We start from the raw sequence: 15,466 nt of genomic DNA, 5'->3' as shown, positions 1-15,466 counted from the left end.
CGTCGCCAGCACGCTGGGAATGGCAGTGGGCCTCCCCGTGCCCCCAGGCACACTCTTCGGCCTTCATGGCGGCAGCCATGGCTACGTCTCCCTGGCATTCGGCCATCGAGGCGATGTAGCCCCTCCCATCATTCCTCCCAAGTTCTGCACAGACCGCCCATGGGAAGCTTGCGGGATTATTGCCTTCGATCACTGGATTCTGAACACAGACCGCCATGATCACAATCTCTCATATATCCCCGATGTTGGGGTGGCAGTGTTCGATCACGACTTGTCCCTCATAAATATTCCACTTCCCGGCGAAGATGCCACATCGGCATTGGCAAAGAACAGGGACATTGTCTATAAGCATCACTGCCTTACGCCCCACGTCACCGACTCGTCCCACTTTCCGGAATGGTTTGCTCGCATCAGCTCTGTGACTAGGCGAGAGATTCGCCGAGCAGTCGAAACCTGCTACTCGGCGAGACTGATCGACGCTTCGGGGCGTGATGCCTTGATCTCATTCCTCGAGCACAGGCAGACCCGCGTACGGTCATACATAGACCAGACCAGGGACCTGTACCGAGGCATCACAAGTTGGACCCTCGACATTGAGGAGGTGGACGGTGGCAACTAATTGGTACCTCGTCAAGTATGTTCCCGACCCTTTCCGAAACGAGCCGAGGAACATCGGGGTAGTCGTTGAGTCAAGCGGCTACGGAGTCGCGCGCTTCATCGGCCAGCATCAAGATGGTCTTGACGGCCGCAAAGCACGCGGAGTGGTTCGCAGCACAAAGATGCTGCGCGCATGGCTTGAGTACATCGAGTATCACCTGGATTCCGGAACATTCCATGAGAGTGTCCTGAAGAGCGTCAGCCGCCCCGGGCAAAACTATCGCATCGAACCCCGCGGAAGCTTGCTCACACCCTCCGAAGAAACAAATCTACAAGCAGTAGCAGAAGACCTGTTTCGCGAGCTTGTCGGCGAACCTGCACCGAGTGGCGTCAGGTCCATTGACGACCTCGCAAATGAGCTGCTATTCCGGAAGCTACAGGTACCGGCCGACCGCATGATCGAGCGGGATGTCAGCTACACAGTTCTTCTACATGGCGAGCCGCGAGAGCTGGACTTTGATTACCGGTATCAAAACGGCCGCACAAATCTGCTCGATAAGATTACGCTTTCCTCTCAGGATAAGCTTGTCCGCCAGAAGGTCAATGACCTGCTGTTCCGGATTGAGCATGCCCAACGGGACGCCGAAATCAAGGATCCAGCATTCGTGACACTTTACGACCTCGGCAAGTCCGAGCGCTCCGATTCCGTTGAAAGCCACCTCCGCGCCATCGAGCAATTCTCACACACAGTGAACATCCGAGATGAGAATGCGGCGGAAGATGTGGCAGAGAAACTGGGGGTTCCACTACTTCAAGCCGCATAAGAGTCTTGGCGGTTAAGTGGTCTTGGCCAGCGCCCTGCCTGGCCTGGGTCGAACATTATCGGCAGTAGGGCAGTGATGCCGCTGACCTGCACGAACAGTCCCCGATCACCCGGGGCTGTCCGCCGAGATGCGCACCCGCTGCAGCTCAGTTAGACGCTCAGTTGACGGCATCTGGGCTGGCAAACGGCTTCAGCGGGGGACCACCGAGGAAGAGCTCCTGCAGCTCGGGGAAATTGTTCTCCAGCCCACCCAAAGGGAATGCTCCTAGCATGGCGAAGTTGGCAACGGTTGCTGCGATGGCCACTGCCTGCCCAAGCGGACTTTCCTTGCTGATGACATAGACCCAGTCATTCTCGGAGGTCGGCAATGTCCTCGGCACAGTCAGTAGGCCATGGGCATCAAGGACGTTGCTGATCGTCTCGCAGAGTTCTGAGCTGAGCCTTGACCGCTCGGGGGCTGCGTACTTCTTAATGAACCTCATCGACAGGCGCTTTACGCCGGCGTCGACCTCTACTGCATTGGCGATCACTGTGAAATCCATAGCTCAGTAACGTACTGAGCTAACTGCCGATTTGTGGCAATTCTTCGAAAGTGATCACCTGTGTGCCGAAGTCGAGGGCGGTGGAACGGTTTTGGCCGGTGTCCTGCCTGGTTTGGGGTCGAGCATGATCGGGGGGCCGTAAGCTGTTGCGACTCGGTCAGGGCTCTTGGGCCTGACCGCAATTTGGCCGAGTGGCCCCCCGTTCTTGCTCGACTCGGGCCCCGAGCCTGGGAGGTGGGTAAAACCGTGGAGCCGCCCGACCCCAGCCACGACGGGCTCTAACCCCGGCTCCCTCCCGGCCACACGCTCGTCGTGCGCGGCCGGCCGCCGCCGAAGCGGGGCGCAGACAGGAGCGACGGCGAGCGGCAGGGCCGCGCGCTGGCGCGCTGTGCGCGCCCTTGAACCCGTGGAGAAGATTTTTACGCACCCACCCTCCCGCTTCCTCCTTCTCGCACCCCTTCCGCTCTGCCTCCTTGCCTCTGGCTGAACTGGCCCGGCTGTCTGCTTCTCCGCGTTCCTGCCGATCCGCGCGTGGGCATGCTGACCATGGTCAGGACGCGCATGCCGGAGGGGGACGCATGACAGCGCTGGTGGTCAAGCCTTGGCGGGTGCCGGGGAAGGAACGGCTCTACGTCAACAAGGCTGGTGCCCGCGGCGATTCGGTGGCCTGGCTGGACTGCAAGACCGGCGTTGTCATGGTCGAGCTCCCGGAGTTCGAGGAGTCTGCACTGGCCAAGGTCGAAGAGTGGTGCCGATCCTTCGGCGCTCATGTGCCGCCCCGCATCGTCCAGCGTCGCGGAGAGAAGAACCTGCCTCCGAAGGTGGTCTCAGCACAGGTGCCGCAGCCTCGTGCAGAGGTCCCGTTCCTGCCCCCGATGCGCGACGAGGACGACCTTTCACGGAACCTGCCCGGTGCCGGGCTGGAGAGCCTGGTGCGTGAGGGCGAAGAGCGGTACGGGCTGCTTGTCCGCCTCGCTGCCAAGCTCTCTCGCCAGCGTCTCGGCGATTCGAGCACGCTTCGTGGTCTGGAGGGCGAGCAGATCGTCGGGGCCCGGCTGGAGCCGTTGAAGGTCGCCGGCTGGAGGGTCCTACACGGGGTGCCGCTGCCGTCCGGGTCCGACATCGACCACGTGGTGATCGGTCCGCCGGGCGTTTTCACGGTCAACTCGAAGCACCACCCGGGCGCCACCGTGTGGGTCGGCGACAAGGTGGTGAAGGTCAACCGCAACGGCTTCCCGTACCTGGAGAACTCGGAGTTCGAGGCGAGCCGTACCGCCAGACTGCTCACCGAGTGGTGCGGCTTCGAGGTGCCTGTTCACCCGGTCATCGCCGTCGTCGGCGCCCAGAAGATCACGCTTGGGGCGGCGCCGGCGGTGACGGTCATCGATGGCGAACAGATCGCCGACGTCCTGCCCACTCGGCCGGCCGCGCTGTCCCCGAGCAGGGTGGACCGGGTCTTCACCATCGCTCGCCACCGCCATGTCTGGAGCCAGATAGGCAAGCGCGGCAAGAAGACTCGCTGACTCAGCTTGCCCGCGGCATGTCGATGAGCGTCCGCCCGTCATGGGTCCGGACCTGCGGGACCGTGTCGCTCCGGACGGCGTCGAGCAGGCGGACGGCGTAGACCTCGCCCATGCGGTCGGTGATCTCTTCCGGGGTGAGCCAGGCGACGGCCGTCGACTCGTCGGACAGCTGCTCGCTGCCGCCCTCGGGGTGGCACCGGAAGACCAGGGCAACGATGCCACGGGTCACGTTCTTGTAGACCCCGGTGAGCCGCTCCACCGAGACCTTGATCCCGGTCTCCTCGTACACCTCGCGGCGCACGCCGTCCTCGACCGTCTCCGACAGTTCCAGCACTCCGCCGGGCGGTTCCCAGGTGCCGTTGTCGGCTCGCCGGATCGCGAGAATCCGGCCGTCCTCACGCACCACCGCCCCGGCCACGGACACGGAGTGGAGAGGCGTTGAAACTTGTCGCGAGGGACTGGTACTCATGTACAGGAGAATAGGAGACCTGTAGCACCATGGCGAGTGGCGAGGCCGCATCGACGGCGAAGGCGAAGTACCAGCAGATCGCGGATGACCTGGCGTCGCAGATCCGGTCCGGGGTCCTGGCCCCGGGGGCGGCGATCCCCAGTGAAGCCGAGCTCATGGAGCGCTATGGAGTGGCCTCCGGCACGGTCCGCAAGGCCGTCGCCGAGCTACGGACGACGCAGCTGATCGAGACGCACCACGGCCGCGGCTCTTTCGTCCGCTCCCGTCCTCCGGTCCAGCGCAAGTCCTCGGACCGCTTCCGCCGCGCCCACCGGCTCGCCGGCAAGGCGGCCTATCTTGCCGAGGCCGAGCAATCCGGCGGCAAGCCCTCCGTGAACGTGCTCTTCGTCGGACCGGTCGACGCCCCGGAGGAGATCGCCGAGCGGCTGAACGTGCCCGCCGGCTCGAAGGTGCTGGCCCGCAAGCGACGGTACTTCCGCGACGGGACTCCGACCGAGGAAGCAACGTCCTACCTGCCGTGGGACGTGGTCAAGGACATCCCGGAGACCTTCGCCGAGAACCCCGGCGGCGGTGGCATCTACGCACGGCTGGAGGAGCACGGCCACAGGCTGGCTGAGTTCACCGAGACGGTCCGGGCCCGCCTGGCTACCAAGGCGGAGACGGCGGCGTTGGCGTTGAGCCCCGGCTCCCCGGTGATCCATCTCGTCCGGGACGCCATCTCGGACGCCGGCCGCGTCGTCGAGGTCTGTGACACCGTGATGGCTGCTGACCAGTTCGTTCTTGACTACCGCTTCCCAGCACGGGACTGACGCCACCTCAACTCCCGCAACCCGTCGCGAGATTCTTTCTCGCGGCGGGTTGACTCATGTACAGGAGTCGGACACTCTTCTATCCATCAACTCATGTACATGAGTGCATGAGCTTCACTCCGCTAGAGGAGAAGCACCCGGCTGTGCTCATTGACCCGGGTGCCCGATGAAGGAGCCAGAGAATGCGCTTCATCCCCGTCGACACGACCGCCGCACTGGTGATGGTCGCCCAGGCGCCCCGACCGAAGCTGAAGGACCGCCGCACCGGCGAGATGGCCATGGACGCCGAGACCGGCGCGCCGCTGGTCACGCTGGACGTCACGTTCGTGGCCAACGGCGAGGCCGACATCCTGTCCCTGACCGTGCCGCAGCCGGGCATCCCGGACGGGCTGGCGCCGGGCGTGCTGGTCAGCCTCACCCGGCTCATCGCCCGGCCGTGGGAGAACGAGTTCAACGGCCAGAAGCGCTCCGGCATCGCCTTCCGGGCCGACGCCGTGACCGTCACCGCCGCGCCGGCCCTCGTCGGCACGAACGCCTGACCATCGTGAACACCCTGACGACGACGCTCCTGGAGCTGAGCGTCCCCGCGGCCGCCGTCGGCTCCGGAGCGCTCTACGCCAAGGCGAAGATGCCCCGGACCTACTGGGCGACCGTCGGCCTCCCGCTGACCGTCCACCGCATCTGGCACGACTTCGAGAACGTCATGGAGGCCTGCGGGCTGACCGTGGAACCGTCGTTCTGGCGCGCCATGGCCTCGTCCGCCACCAATCGGCCGACGAAGCCCGCGATGCCGAGGATCCGGGGCATGCAGGCGAGCTCGACCGGCCTGCGGGTCCGGCTCCGGCTCGCCCATGGTCAGCAGACGTCGGACCTGGACGATGCGGCCGAGCGGCTTCGGCACGCCTGGGGCGTTCACGCGGTGCACGTCTCGGAGGTCAAGCCCGGGGTGGTGGATCTGCGGATCGTCGGCTTCGACGTTCTCCGGAACGTGCGCATGCCGCGTCGCGCCGGCGCCAAGTCTCATGAGCTGCTGCGGGTCCCGGTCGCGCTGCGGGCCGATGGGACCGTGCACCACCGGGACTACCGGCAGGCTCCGAACGGGCTGAACCTCGGTGCCAACCAGTCCGGCAAGTCGATGTTCACCCGGAACCTGATCCACGGCCTCGCTCCGCAGCCCGTTGCCCTGGTGGGCATCGACTGTAAGCGTGGCGTCGAACAGCGCCCCTTCGCCCCGCGGATGTCCGCGCTGGCCACCGACCAGGGCGAAGCGCTTGGCCTGCTGCTCGCGCTGTTGGTCGAGATGGACGACCGGTACGACCTGATCCGCGACCACCAGGGTGTCCCCGGATCGGTGGCGGCCGAGGACCTGACCGCCGATATCTGGGGCCTGCCCGTCAAGGTCCGGCCGGTGCCGATCGTAGTCGTGGTGGACGAGATCGCGGAGCTGTTCCTGGTCGCCAGCAGGGCCGATGAGGATCGGCGGAACCAGATCGTCACGGCGCTCATCCGGCTCGCCCAACTCGCCCGCGCCGTGGGCATCTTCTTGGAGATCTCGGGCCAGCGCTTCGGCTCGGAGCTGGGCAAGGGCGCGACCCTGCTCCGCTCCCAGCTCACCAGCCGCACCGTCCACCGGGTCAACGACCTGGAGACGGCGAAGATGGGGCTCGGTGACATCTCGGATGCCGCCGTCGCCGCGTCCACCCGGATCAGCCCCGACATGCCAGGGATGGCCGTCGCCGGCGACACCTCCGGCCAGTGGTCCGCGATCCGCACCCCGTTCCGCTCGCTCACCGAAGTCGCCGAGCGTTGCGCTGAGTTCGCGCACCTGACGCCCGACCTGGACCGCCTGGCGGCCTTCCGCCCGCCGGCCGCCACGCCGGCGAACATCCCGCCGATGCCCTTCGCGCCGGTCCCGGCCGCCGAGTAGCGGCACCTCACTCACCGGTTGGCGCGACCGCTTCGTGCCAAGTCCCAACCCCCGCCATGCCTCGACTAGGAGGAGACCCGCCCATGTCCCGCAAGCCGTCCATCGCCGAGATCGGCGCCTTCCTCGGCCACCTCAAAGCCGCCCGCGACAACGACACCGACACCGACACCGGCCCGCTGCTCGCCGACAAGGCGGACCTGCTGGAGCGCATCGCCCAGGCCAACCCGGACGACCGCGACGCCGCCCAGGTCGCCCGAGAGGCCCGCGCCGCCGCCGACCGCGCCCAGCGCAACCGCCGGTGACCCCGGTGGCCGCCCGCAAGCGCACCGCGCCGCCGAAGCCTGCGCCCTGTCAGCCCTGCAAGGGCACCGGCCAGACCACCGAGTCCGTGTACGTCGGCCGTGGCGCCCGCCGTCGTCGGATCGCCGAGCAGGAGGCCACGTGCCTGGACTGCCTCGGTACCGGCATCGCCATGGAGGCATCGCTGTGATCCAGATTCGCGTGATCTGCGACGTCAACGACGTGCCGACCGCCGTCGCCGACCTCTGCCGGCTGTGGCGCGTGCACGACGTCAAGGAACTCCCCGCGCGGGACTCCGGCCACCGTCGCCTCTACGTCACCGCCACCCGCCGAGCGACCAGTACCAGGTGAATGAACATGCGCCGACTCCCCAAGCTGGACGCCGTACTCGCGCAAGCGGTGATCGCCGCCGCGCTCTCCTTCGCCCACCTGCACGACCTCGCCGAGGCCGCCGGCCAGAGCGGCTGGAAGTCCTGGGCCTACCCGGTGTCCGTCGACCTCCTGCTCGTCGCCGCCTGGCGCCGGATGCGCGGCGGAACCGCCCGTCGGCTCGCCTGGTGCTGGTTCGTGATCGCGCTGGCCGCCTCGCTCGGCGCCAACGTCGGAACCGCCGGGCTGCTCGACCTCGGCCACGCCCCGGCCTGGCTCCGAGTCCTGGTCGCCGGCTGGCCCGCCGCCGCCTTCCTCGGCGGCACCCTGCTGGCCCACTCGGCCACCGTGCCCGGCGAGGAAGCCCCGCCGGCCGAGCTGGAACCGGACTACGCCGAGGTCGACGATGACCCGCCGCTGTACGCCCCGGCCGCCGAACCGATCACCGAACCGGACGTCGAGCCGATGCCGGTTCCGGCGCCCGCGGCTGTCCCGGCGATCGAACCGGCTCCCGCCCCGGCACCGTCCCCGGTCCCCGCGCCGGCCTCGGCGCCCGCGGTCCCGGGCTTTCTCCTCGACCACGCCCGCAAGGTCGCCGACGACCACCGCACCCGGACCGGCACTCCGATCGATGCCGCCACGCTCCGCGCCCGCCTCGGAGTCCAAGACCCGCTCGCCTCGGCGCTCGCCGCCGAACTCGCCTGAAGGACCTACGTGATGAACATCCAGCTGCCCTTCCTGCTGATCCTCGCGCTCGCCGCCTGGTTCATCGTCCGGAACCTCCGACTGCGCTGGTGGGCCGTCGCCGCGCTGGTCCTCCTCGGCTTCTACCTCGCCGACACCTCCGCCGCCCCGCTGATCGACAACACCACCCACGACGGCGTGAACATCATCAACGAGACCACCAAGTAACCAACAAGACAAGGGAGTTGCCCGTGAAGACCACTGTCCGCCTACCGCCCCTGGTCACCGTGGACGGCTCCGGCCTCGTCGCCGAAATCGAGGCGTACTTGGCCTCCCTGCCCGCCCCGGCCCGCATCGCCGTGCCGTACGTCTCACCGCTCGGCTCCGCCGCCCAGGCCTGGAATGCCGGCTACCCGGTCCCGCGGCTCACGCTTCTCGACCGGGTCACCCACCGCCCTGCCCGCCCGGTCCCGGTGAGCGCCGCCGGCCACCTCCGGCTCACCTCCCGCTACATCGACGTCTTCGGCTGGCTCCAGGGCGCCATGTGGGACTCGGCCGGCCGCGTCTGCCTCCTCGGCGCCCAGGCCGCCGTCCTCGCCCACGGCTACGGCACTCCGGCCACGGTCACCACCGCCCGGGTCCAGCTCATGGAGATCCTGCACGCCACCAGGCGCCCCGTCCGCTCCCCGGACGAGTACAACGACCGCCCCACCACCCGCAGGGCCGACATCCACCACCTGCTCGACCAGGCCGCCGTCCGCGCCCAGCGCCTCGGCCTCTGACCTCCCCGGGACGGCCAACACGCCGCCAGTATCCCGCCGCCCGGAGATCGCAACCCCCAACCACCCGCCCAACACGAAGGACCGCACATGGACGTGCCCACGATCCTTGCCGCCGGTGTACCGCTGATCGGATGGACCACCCACGGCACCTGGCTGAACCGGCGCCTCGCCACCTCCCGCCGTGACCCGCTCACCGGGCTCCACACCCGCAGCGGCTTCACCGCCCGCGCCCACCGGCTGACCCAGCGCCACCCGGACCGCGCCTCGGTGCTGCTGGTCGACCTGGACGACTTCAAGGCCACCAACGACACCTACGGCCACGACGCCGGCGACGCGGTCATCACCGCCACCGCCGTCCGCCTGTCCGCGTGGTGCGGCCGCTCCGGCATCGCCGCCCGCCTCGGCGGGGACGAGTTCGCCGCCGTCGTCCTGGACGCCCCCGCGCGCCTGCCCGACCTCCGCACGGCCCTCAACCAGCCGGTCCCATACGCCGGTTTCACGCTCCCGGCCTCCGCCTCGGTGGGCATCTGCCCCGTCGCCGAGCTGCCGGTCGTCTCGCTCACGGACGCGCTCGCCTCCGCCGACCGGGACATGTACGCGCACAAGCGCGACGGCCGAACCTCCCGCCGCCGCTGATTCGAAGACCGGCCCCGGGGCGGCAACACGCCGCCAAGCATCCCGCCGCCCCGAGGCCGCAACCCCTTCCCGAACCGAAGCCCACGAAGGAGAGCACCATCATGCCGCAGCACAGCCACGCCCCGACCCGGATCTGCCCGAACTGCTCGGGTCACGCCACCGCGCACATCGCCACCGGCGTCCGCCTCCGCGACGGCTCCCGCGCCACCGTCCCGGTCACCTGCCCCACCTGCCACGGCACCGGCACCGTCGCCCGCCCGCTGGCCACCGCTGCCAAGGCGGTCTGACCGATGGCACTCCTCGACTGGCGCGACTCCAAGCACTGGGCCGCCAAGCCCGCTCCCTGCGGCGTCTGCAAGAAGCCCACCAACCTCCGCTCCGACCGCGGCAAGCCCGTCCACAAGGTGTGTGCCGAGGAGTGGACCGACCACCACCAGAAGCCCGCCGACCAGTCCTGACCAGCCCGGCCCCGGGACTGGTACCGCTGGTCCGTCCCGGGGCCTCCCCACGGAGGGAGGAACCGCATTGAACCGCCACATCATCGACCTGTTCGCCGGCCCCGGCGGCTGGTCCGAGGGGCTGCGCCGTCTCGGCCACACCGACATCGGCCTTGAGATCGATGCCGCCGCCTGCACAACCCGCGCCGCCGCCGGCCACCACACCATCCGCACCGACGTCGCCGCCTACCCGACTGCCCCGCTCATCGGCAAGGTCTCCGGCCTGATCGGCTCCGCGCCGTGCCAGACGTTCAGCTCAGCCGGGCTCGGCGCCGGGGGTGACGACATCACGCTCTGCCACCAAGCCCTTGACGACCTCGCCGCTGGCCGCGACACCCGCACCGTCCTTCGGACCGCCTGCGTCGATGCACGCTCGCTCCTGGCCGTCGAGCCTCTGAGGTACGCCCTCGACATCCGCCCGGAATGGATCGCCCTGGAAGAAGTCCCCTCGGTGGAACCCCTCTTCGACCACATGGCCCGTGTCCTGCGCACGGTCGGCTACTCAACCTGGGTCGGCATCCTCAACGCCGCCGACCACGGCATACCGCAGACCCGCCGCCGCGCCTTTCTCCTGGCCTCCACGACGCGCCAAGTCGCCCCGCCCGAAGCCACCCACGCCAAAGTGTCCGAACCCGAAAACCTCTTCGGCCCCGGCCGCGCCGCCTGGACCACCATGGCCGACGCCCTTGGGCTTTCCGCTGGCGACGTCACCACCCGCGGCGAGCACACCGCTGGCGGCAACCGCTTCACCACCGCCGGCCCGGCCTGGACCCTGACGGGCCGCGCTCGGTCGTGGAAGCTCTCCACCGAATCCGACCCGGAGCGCGAACTGAGCGCCGCCGAAGCCGGTGTTCTCCAGGACTTCCCCGCTGGCCACCCGTGGACCGGCTCCCGGACCAAGCAGTTCGAGCAGATCGGCAACGCCGTCCCGCCCGGCCTCGCCACCGCGGTCCTCCGCTCGGTTCTGGAACCCGCTCGCCTGCGGCTGGCGGTGGCTGCCTGATGGCCACCACCACCGCTCCGCCGGTCGCCGATCTCCTTGGAATCGCCCAGCTCGGCACCATGCCCGCCCTGATGCGACAGCTGTCCGGACTCGCCGGCTGCACCTCGCCCGTCCGCCTCGACGGCTGGCGCACCGAGATCAACGAAGCCACCGGACAAGTACTCCACCACATGGAGTCGGCCGACCTGCCCGCCGGGAACCTGCTCCTGCGCTGCGGCAACCGCCGCGTCACCCGCTGCCCGTCGTGCGCCGAGACCTACCGCCGCGACACCTACCACCTGATCACCGCGGGACTCGTCGGCGGCAAGGGAACCCCGGAGACGGTGTCCGCCCATCCCCGGGTGTTCGCCACCTTCACCGCGCCCAGCTTCGGCCCCGTCCACAACCGGCCCGGCTCCGGCGCCTGCCGCTGCGGCACCGCCCACCCGGCCGATGACCCGCTACTCGGCTCACCGCTGGATCCCGAGACGTACGACTACGCAGGCCATGTCCTGTGGAACGCCCACGCGGGCAAGATCTGGGCCCGGTTCACCATCCACCTGCGCCGAGAGATCGCCAAGCTCGCCGGACTCTCCCAGCGCGCCTTCAAGGACATCGCCCGGGTCTCCTTCGGCAAGGTCGCCGAGTACCAGAAGCGCGGCGCCATCCACTTCCACGCTGTCATCCGCCTCGACGGCCCCGAAGGCGGGAATACGCCCCCACCCGCCTGGGCAACCGCTGGCCTGCTCACCGACGCCATCCGCGCCGCCGCCCGCCGGGCCGACATCGCCGGCCCGCTGGTCGACGGCCGACAGCACCGCTTCGCCTTCGGCAAGCAGATCGACATCCGGACGATCCGCAACGCCGACTTCACCGGCCCCGTCCAGATCACCGAACGGGCTGTCGCCGCCTACATCGCCAAGTACGCGACCAAGGGCGCCGAAGCCGCCACCGGCACCCTGGACCGCCCCGTCCGGTTCCTCGCCGAGATCGCCCAGCACGACATCCCCGAGCACGCCCGCCGGCTCATCCGGACCTGCTGGAACCTCGGCGCCCGCCCCCAACTGGCGGAACTCCGCCTCCGCGCCTGGGCCCACATGCTCGGCTTCCGCGGCCACTTCTCCACCAAGACCCGCAAGTACTCGACCACCCTCGGCGCACTCCGCGACGCCCGCACCGCCTGGCGCCGCGCCCAGACTCTCGAACGCCTCCACGGCCCCGACGCCCCGGCCACCGATGACACCACGCTCGTCCTCGCCCACTGGGCCTTCGCCGGCCTCGGCCTCACCCGCGGCGAAGCCTGGCTCACCCAAGCACTGCAACCCGCACCTGGCAGGGAAGGAGAACCGACCCATGACTGACCGCCTGCTGACCGCCGCACAGGCCGCCGAACTGCTCGGCACCTGGGAGACCAGCGGGGAACGGTTCCCCCGCCGGCTGATCGCCGAACGACGCATCGCCTACGTCAAGCTCGGCCACCACGTGCGCATCCCCGCCTCGGCCATCGACGCATTCATCGCCGAACGGACCGTGCAGCCCGTGGCCTCCCGCCGTCGTCCGGCCCGGAAGGTGGCGTGATGGCCAACTCCAGGGGCAACCGTCGGCGCTTCGGCTCGGTCCGCCAACTCGCCTCCGGCCGGTGGCAGATCCGCTATCTGGACCCGGTCACCGGCCTGATGCGGCCCGGTGAGCAGACCTACCCCACCAAGACGGACGCCGATATCGCGCTCACGCTCATCGAAGCCGACATCAAGCGCGACCGGTGGAGCGACCCGGACGCCGGGAAGGTCAAGCTCGGCGACTTCGCCGCGGCCTGGCTGCGGGACCGCAAGCTGGAGGAGAGCACGCGCGAGCGGTACGCCATCACCCTCCGCCAGTACATCCAGCCCGGGTTGGGGCACCGGACACTCGCCGAGATCACCCCGGCTCGGGTGCGCTCCTGGCGCTCCGCCCTCCTGGAGGCCGGGGCCGGCGAACCCTCCGTCGTCAAGGCGTACCAGCTGCTGCGGGGCATCATGAACACCGCCCTCGATGACGAGTTGATCCAACGCAACCCGTGCCGGATCAAGGGGGCCGACACCTACGACGTCCCGGAACGGCCTGTCCTCTCCGTGTCTGAGGTGTTCTCCGTCGCTGACGCCATCGGTCCGCGCTGGCGGGCCCTGGTACTGCTGACCGCGTTCACTACGCTCCGGTTCGGGGAGCTGGCCGCTCTCCGCCGGCGGGACGTCGACCTGGCGAACCGGCTCGTCCGGGTGCAGCGCAACCAGGCGGAGCTGAACAGCGGACGGCTCTACGACAAGGCACCGAAGAGCCGCGCGGGCTTCCGCCCCGTCGCCTTCCCCACCGAGATCGTGGACGACCTGGAGCACCACCTCGACCGGTACGCCGGCCCCGGCCCGGACGGGCACCTGTTCATCGGACCCCGCGGCGGCAAGCTCCGCCGGAGCAACTTCCGGGACGACTGGATCCGGGCCCGCACCGCCGCCGGGGTGAGCGCGGACGCCCACTTCCACGACCTGCGCCACACCGGGAACACCCTCGCCTCGCAGAACGGCGCCAGCACTCGGGAGCTCATGACCCGGATGGGCCACAGCAGCACCCGAGCCGCGCTCATCTACCAGCACATGACCAGCGATCGGGACCGCGCCATCGCCGACCGCATGGGCGAAGCCGTCCGCCAGGCGCTCGGCGAGCAAAGACCGGCGCCGGGGGCATCTGGCACGCCGGTGGCACGGCCAGACTGAGACCCCTGAAACGACCAAGGGCCAGTTCGTGAGGATCACTCCTCCGAACTGGCCCTTCGTGCTGGTGGGCGCGGACGGTTTCGAACCGCCGACATCTGCTTTGTAAGAGCAGCGCTCTACCGCTGAGCTACGCGCCCCCCGTCGTGGGCTGGTGGGCGCACGACGAGTGCCTAGGGTACCTGGTTCCGGGGGGTGGTGTGGTGCGGGGTGGTCGGGGGGTGGGACGGGTGGTGGGGGGTGCCGGTGGGGTGGGGCGATCGGGAAGAATGGGGGTGGATCAGAGGGTCGGAGCAGGGAGCGCGCAGTGACGGTGGCCGGCGGGAGCGGGCGGGGGTGGCGTCGGGCGGGAAGTGCGCTGGCCGACGCGCTGGTGTTGCCGGTGGTGCTGGCGGGTGCGCTGGGTGCGGTGGGGTTGGCCTCGGCCGGGAGCGGTGGCTGGTGGGGCCGGCGCGGTGGGGACGGTGTGCGGGCGGAGGCCAAGGCGGCCCGGGACGCCGCGCAGGAGGCGTTCTACGAGCTGGACTCGACGCAGCGCGAGGTGCAGCTGGCGGTGGAGACGGTCCGGGCGGGTGAGGACGAGGCGGCGACCCGGCGGGCGCTGGCCGACCTGGAGGCGATCTCCGGCCGGGTGGACCAGGTCACCGTGAACTATCTGGGCGCCCTGGACGCGTACAACCTGGACGACGAGGCGCTGGATCCCGGTGCCGCGGCGCGGGCCCGGCGGCAGCTGGAGGACGTGAAGGGGCAGCTCGGGTCCGCCCGGGCGGAGCTGAACGACTTCCTGCAGCGGCTGCAGCCGGCCGTCGATCGGGCCGAGCAGCAGTTGATGCGGGTCGCCCCGGCGGTCGAGCAGGCGAAGCGGTCCCTGCTGGAGGCGAGCAACGCGCTGGACGCGGCGCGCGGGGCCGGCCTGCGGGCGGACGACCTGGCGGCCCGGCTGGCCGAACTGGCCCCGGAGTTGGGGCGGCTGAACGAGGGCCCGGCCCGGCACGGGGTGGCGGAGACGCTGCGTCGCGCGGACGGGGTGAAGCAGCGCGCGGAGGCGATCGCGGCGGATGCCGGGCAGTTGCCGGAGCGGGCCAGGGAGATCGACCGGCGGGTGGCCAGCCTGCGGACCCGGATCCAGGCGCTGGAGACGAAGGCGGAGACGGTCCAGCCGGCGCTGAGCGAGTTGCGCCGTCGGTTCAGCACGGCCTGCTGGCAGGACCTGCAGCGGGTGCCGGACCAGGTCGCGGAGACCGGCCGGGCTGCGGAGCGCAAGCTGGCGGAGGCCTCGCGGGCGCGGGACGAGCAGCGCTGGGCGGACGCGACGGGCGCGATCGGTACGGTGCGCGCGCTGCTGGACACGGCGGACGGTTCGGTGGTCGCGGTGAACGACCGGCTGCGCCAGTTGAACGAGGTGCAGCACGATCCGAGCCGCGAGGTCGAGCGGGCCCGCTTCGCGCTGCGTGACGCGCAACGGCTGGCGATGGCGGGCCGCAGCGCGCCGGACCCGCGGCACGCGGCGCCGCTGGACGAGGCGGTGGCGCGGCTGGACCGGGCGGTGGCCGTGCTGGAGGCGGCCGGCCGGCATCCCGACTACTGGCACTTCCTGACGGAGCTGGCGGGCGTGCGGGAGACGGCGGCCCGGGTGATCGACCTGATCCGCGGCGATCTCGGCGGTCACCGGTAGGACAAGGCGGTACGGCAAGGCGGTACGGCAAGGCAGCACGGCAGGACGGCACGGCGAGGCGGCAGGGGCGGAACCCGGAGCGGGAACCCGGGCGGAAGGGGAGCGGC

At 69.7% G+C, this 15,466-nt stretch carries 21 protein-coding genes and 1 tRNA gene; 19 read left to right on the top strand and 3 right to left on the bottom strand.

Going from position 1 to position 15,466, the window contains the following annotated elements; genetic code table 11:
• The first annotated feature begins 608 nt into the window (after window positions 1–608).
• Window positions 609–1,421, top strand: coding sequence for a hypothetical protein (locus ACIA8Q_RS06165; RefSeq protein WP_396316816.1), 813 nt, complete (start codon window positions 609–611; stop codon window positions 1,419–1,421).
• A gap of 157 nt (window positions 1,422–1,578) precedes the next feature.
• Here the strand turns inward: ACIA8Q_RS06165 and ACIA8Q_RS06160 are convergent, their stop codons facing one another.
• Entirely contained in the window at window positions 1,579–1,962 is a 384-nt protein-coding gene (locus ACIA8Q_RS06160) for a hypothetical protein (RefSeq protein WP_396316815.1), read from the bottom strand.
• Window positions 1,963–2,540: 578 nt separating this feature from the next.
• Here ACIA8Q_RS06160 and ACIA8Q_RS06155 point away from each other — a divergent pair.
• A complete protein-coding gene (locus ACIA8Q_RS06155) occupies window positions 2,541–3,485 on the top strand; it encodes a nuclease-related domain-containing protein (RefSeq protein WP_387898063.1) in 945 nt (314 codons plus the stop codon).
• 1 nt (window position 3,486) lies between these two features.
• Here ACIA8Q_RS06155 and ACIA8Q_RS06150 read toward each other — a convergent pair whose 3' ends face one another.
• Window positions 3,487–3,966, bottom strand: coding sequence for an NUDIX hydrolase (locus tag ACIA8Q_RS06150; RefSeq protein ID WP_387898654.1), 480 nt, complete (start codon window positions 3,964–3,966; stop codon window positions 3,487–3,489).
• A gap of 17 nt (window positions 3,967–3,983) precedes the next feature.
• On the opposite strand from ACIA8Q_RS06150, the gene ACIA8Q_RS06145 reads away from it, so the two are divergent.
• The 16 genes from ACIA8Q_RS06145 (at window position 3,984) to ACIA8Q_RS06070 (ending at window position 13,687) form a co-directional block, all read left to right on the top strand.
• The gene (locus tag ACIA8Q_RS06145) at window positions 3,984–4,763 is read left to right on the top strand and encodes a GntR family transcriptional regulator (RefSeq protein ID WP_387685950.1); all 780 of its coding nucleotides are present in this window, start codon (window positions 3,984–3,986) and stop codon (window positions 4,761–4,763) included.
• A 182-nt stretch (window positions 4,764–4,945) separates the two neighbouring features.
• Window positions 4,946–5,302 (top strand): hypothetical protein, encoded by a 357-nt coding sequence (locus tag ACIA8Q_RS06140; protein WP_387898060.1) that lies wholly within the window; start codon window positions 4,946–4,948, stop codon window positions 5,300–5,302.
• A 5-nt stretch (window positions 5,303–5,307) separates the two neighbouring features.
• Entirely contained in the window at window positions 5,308–6,690 is a 1,383-nt protein-coding gene (locus ACIA8Q_RS06135) for an FtsK/SpoIIIE domain-containing protein (protein ID WP_387898059.1), read from the top strand.
• Window positions 6,691–6,773: 83 nt separating this feature from the next.
• Complete coding sequence (locus tag ACIA8Q_RS06130; RefSeq protein WP_387898056.1) at window positions 6,774–6,992, top strand: hypothetical protein; 219 nt, start codon at window positions 6,774–6,776, stop codon at window positions 6,990–6,992.
• A 5-nt stretch (window positions 6,993–6,997) separates the two neighbouring features.
• Window positions 6,998–7,180: a hypothetical protein gene (locus tag ACIA8Q_RS06125; RefSeq protein ID WP_387898054.1), complete on the top strand. Its 183-nt coding sequence runs from the start codon at window positions 6,998–7,000 to the stop codon at window positions 7,178–7,180.
• Complete coding sequence (locus tag ACIA8Q_RS06120) at window positions 7,177–7,341, top strand: hypothetical protein (protein ID WP_387898051.1); 165 nt, start codon at window positions 7,177–7,179, stop codon at window positions 7,339–7,341. The genes ACIA8Q_RS06125 and ACIA8Q_RS06120 overlap by 4 nt, the downstream gene beginning before the upstream one ends.
• 6 nt (window positions 7,342–7,347) lie before the next feature.
• Window positions 7,348–8,064, top strand: coding sequence for a DUF2637 domain-containing protein (locus ACIA8Q_RS06115; RefSeq protein ID WP_387898049.1), 717 nt, complete (start codon window positions 7,348–7,350; stop codon window positions 8,062–8,064).
• Window positions 8,065–8,076: 12 nt separating this feature from the next.
• Window positions 8,077–8,271, top strand: coding sequence for a hypothetical protein (locus tag ACIA8Q_RS06110; protein ID WP_387898047.1), 195 nt, complete (start codon window positions 8,077–8,079; stop codon window positions 8,269–8,271).
• Between the two features lie 23 nt (window positions 8,272–8,294).
• Window positions 8,295–8,825, top strand: a complete 531-nt coding sequence (locus ACIA8Q_RS06105) for a hypothetical protein (protein WP_387898044.1) — start codon at window positions 8,295–8,297, stop codon at window positions 8,823–8,825.
• Between the two features lie 87 nt (window positions 8,826–8,912).
• Window positions 8,913–9,461 carry a GGDEF domain-containing protein gene (locus tag ACIA8Q_RS06100; protein ID WP_387898041.1) on the top strand — a complete coding sequence of 183 codons (549 nt, stop codon included), beginning with the start codon at window positions 8,913–8,915 and terminating at the stop codon, window positions 9,459–9,461.
• A 101-nt stretch (window positions 9,462–9,562) separates the two neighbouring features.
• Window positions 9,563–9,748, top strand: coding sequence for a hypothetical protein (locus ACIA8Q_RS06095; RefSeq protein ID WP_387898039.1), 186 nt, complete (start codon window positions 9,563–9,565; stop codon window positions 9,746–9,748).
• A gap of 3 nt (window positions 9,749–9,751) precedes the next feature.
• Window positions 9,752–9,919: a hypothetical protein gene (locus ACIA8Q_RS06090; protein ID WP_387898036.1), complete on the top strand. Its 168-nt coding sequence runs from the start codon at window positions 9,752–9,754 to the stop codon at window positions 9,917–9,919.
• Window positions 9,920–9,986: 67 nt separating this feature from the next.
• Window positions 9,987–10,961: a DNA cytosine methyltransferase gene (locus ACIA8Q_RS06085; RefSeq protein WP_387898034.1), complete on the top strand. Its 975-nt coding sequence runs from the start codon at window positions 9,987–9,989 to the stop codon at window positions 10,959–10,961.
• On the top strand, window positions 10,961–12,301 hold the full coding sequence (locus ACIA8Q_RS06080; RefSeq protein WP_387898032.1) for a replication initiator: 1,341 nt from the start codon (window positions 10,961–10,963) through the stop codon (window positions 12,299–12,301). The genes ACIA8Q_RS06085 and ACIA8Q_RS06080 overlap by 1 nt, the downstream gene beginning before the upstream one ends.
• Entirely contained in the window at window positions 12,294–12,518 is a 225-nt protein-coding gene (locus tag ACIA8Q_RS06075) for a helix-turn-helix domain-containing protein (protein WP_387898030.1), read from the top strand. Before ACIA8Q_RS06080 ends, ACIA8Q_RS06075 begins: the two co-directional genes overlap by 8 nt.
• Window positions 12,518–13,687 (top strand): tyrosine-type recombinase/integrase, encoded by a 1,170-nt coding sequence (locus ACIA8Q_RS06070; protein ID WP_396316814.1) that lies wholly within the window; start codon window positions 12,518–12,520, stop codon window positions 13,685–13,687. The genes ACIA8Q_RS06075 and ACIA8Q_RS06070 overlap by 1 nt, the downstream gene beginning before the upstream one ends.
• Window positions 13,688–13,749: 62 nt before the next feature.
• On the opposite strand, the gene ACIA8Q_RS06065 is transcribed toward ACIA8Q_RS06070, so the two are convergent.
• Window positions 13,750–13,824, bottom strand: a tRNA-Val gene (locus tag ACIA8Q_RS06065).
• Between the two features lie 173 nt (window positions 13,825–13,997).
• Here ACIA8Q_RS06065 and ACIA8Q_RS06060 point away from each other — a divergent pair.
• Window positions 13,998–15,359, top strand: coding sequence for a hypothetical protein (locus ACIA8Q_RS06060; protein ID WP_396316846.1), 1,362 nt, complete (start codon window positions 13,998–14,000; stop codon window positions 15,357–15,359).
• Window positions 15,360–15,466 lie beyond the last annotated feature (107 nt).

Origin of the sequence: Kitasatospora sp. NPDC051705 (assembly GCF_044453265.1) — a bacterium.
Classification (GTDB): domain Bacteria; phylum Actinomycetota; class Actinomycetes; order Streptomycetales; family Streptomycetaceae; genus Kitasatospora.
Note: the sequence above shows the minus strand (reverse complement) of the source record. Positions and strands in the feature narration are given on the sequence as shown.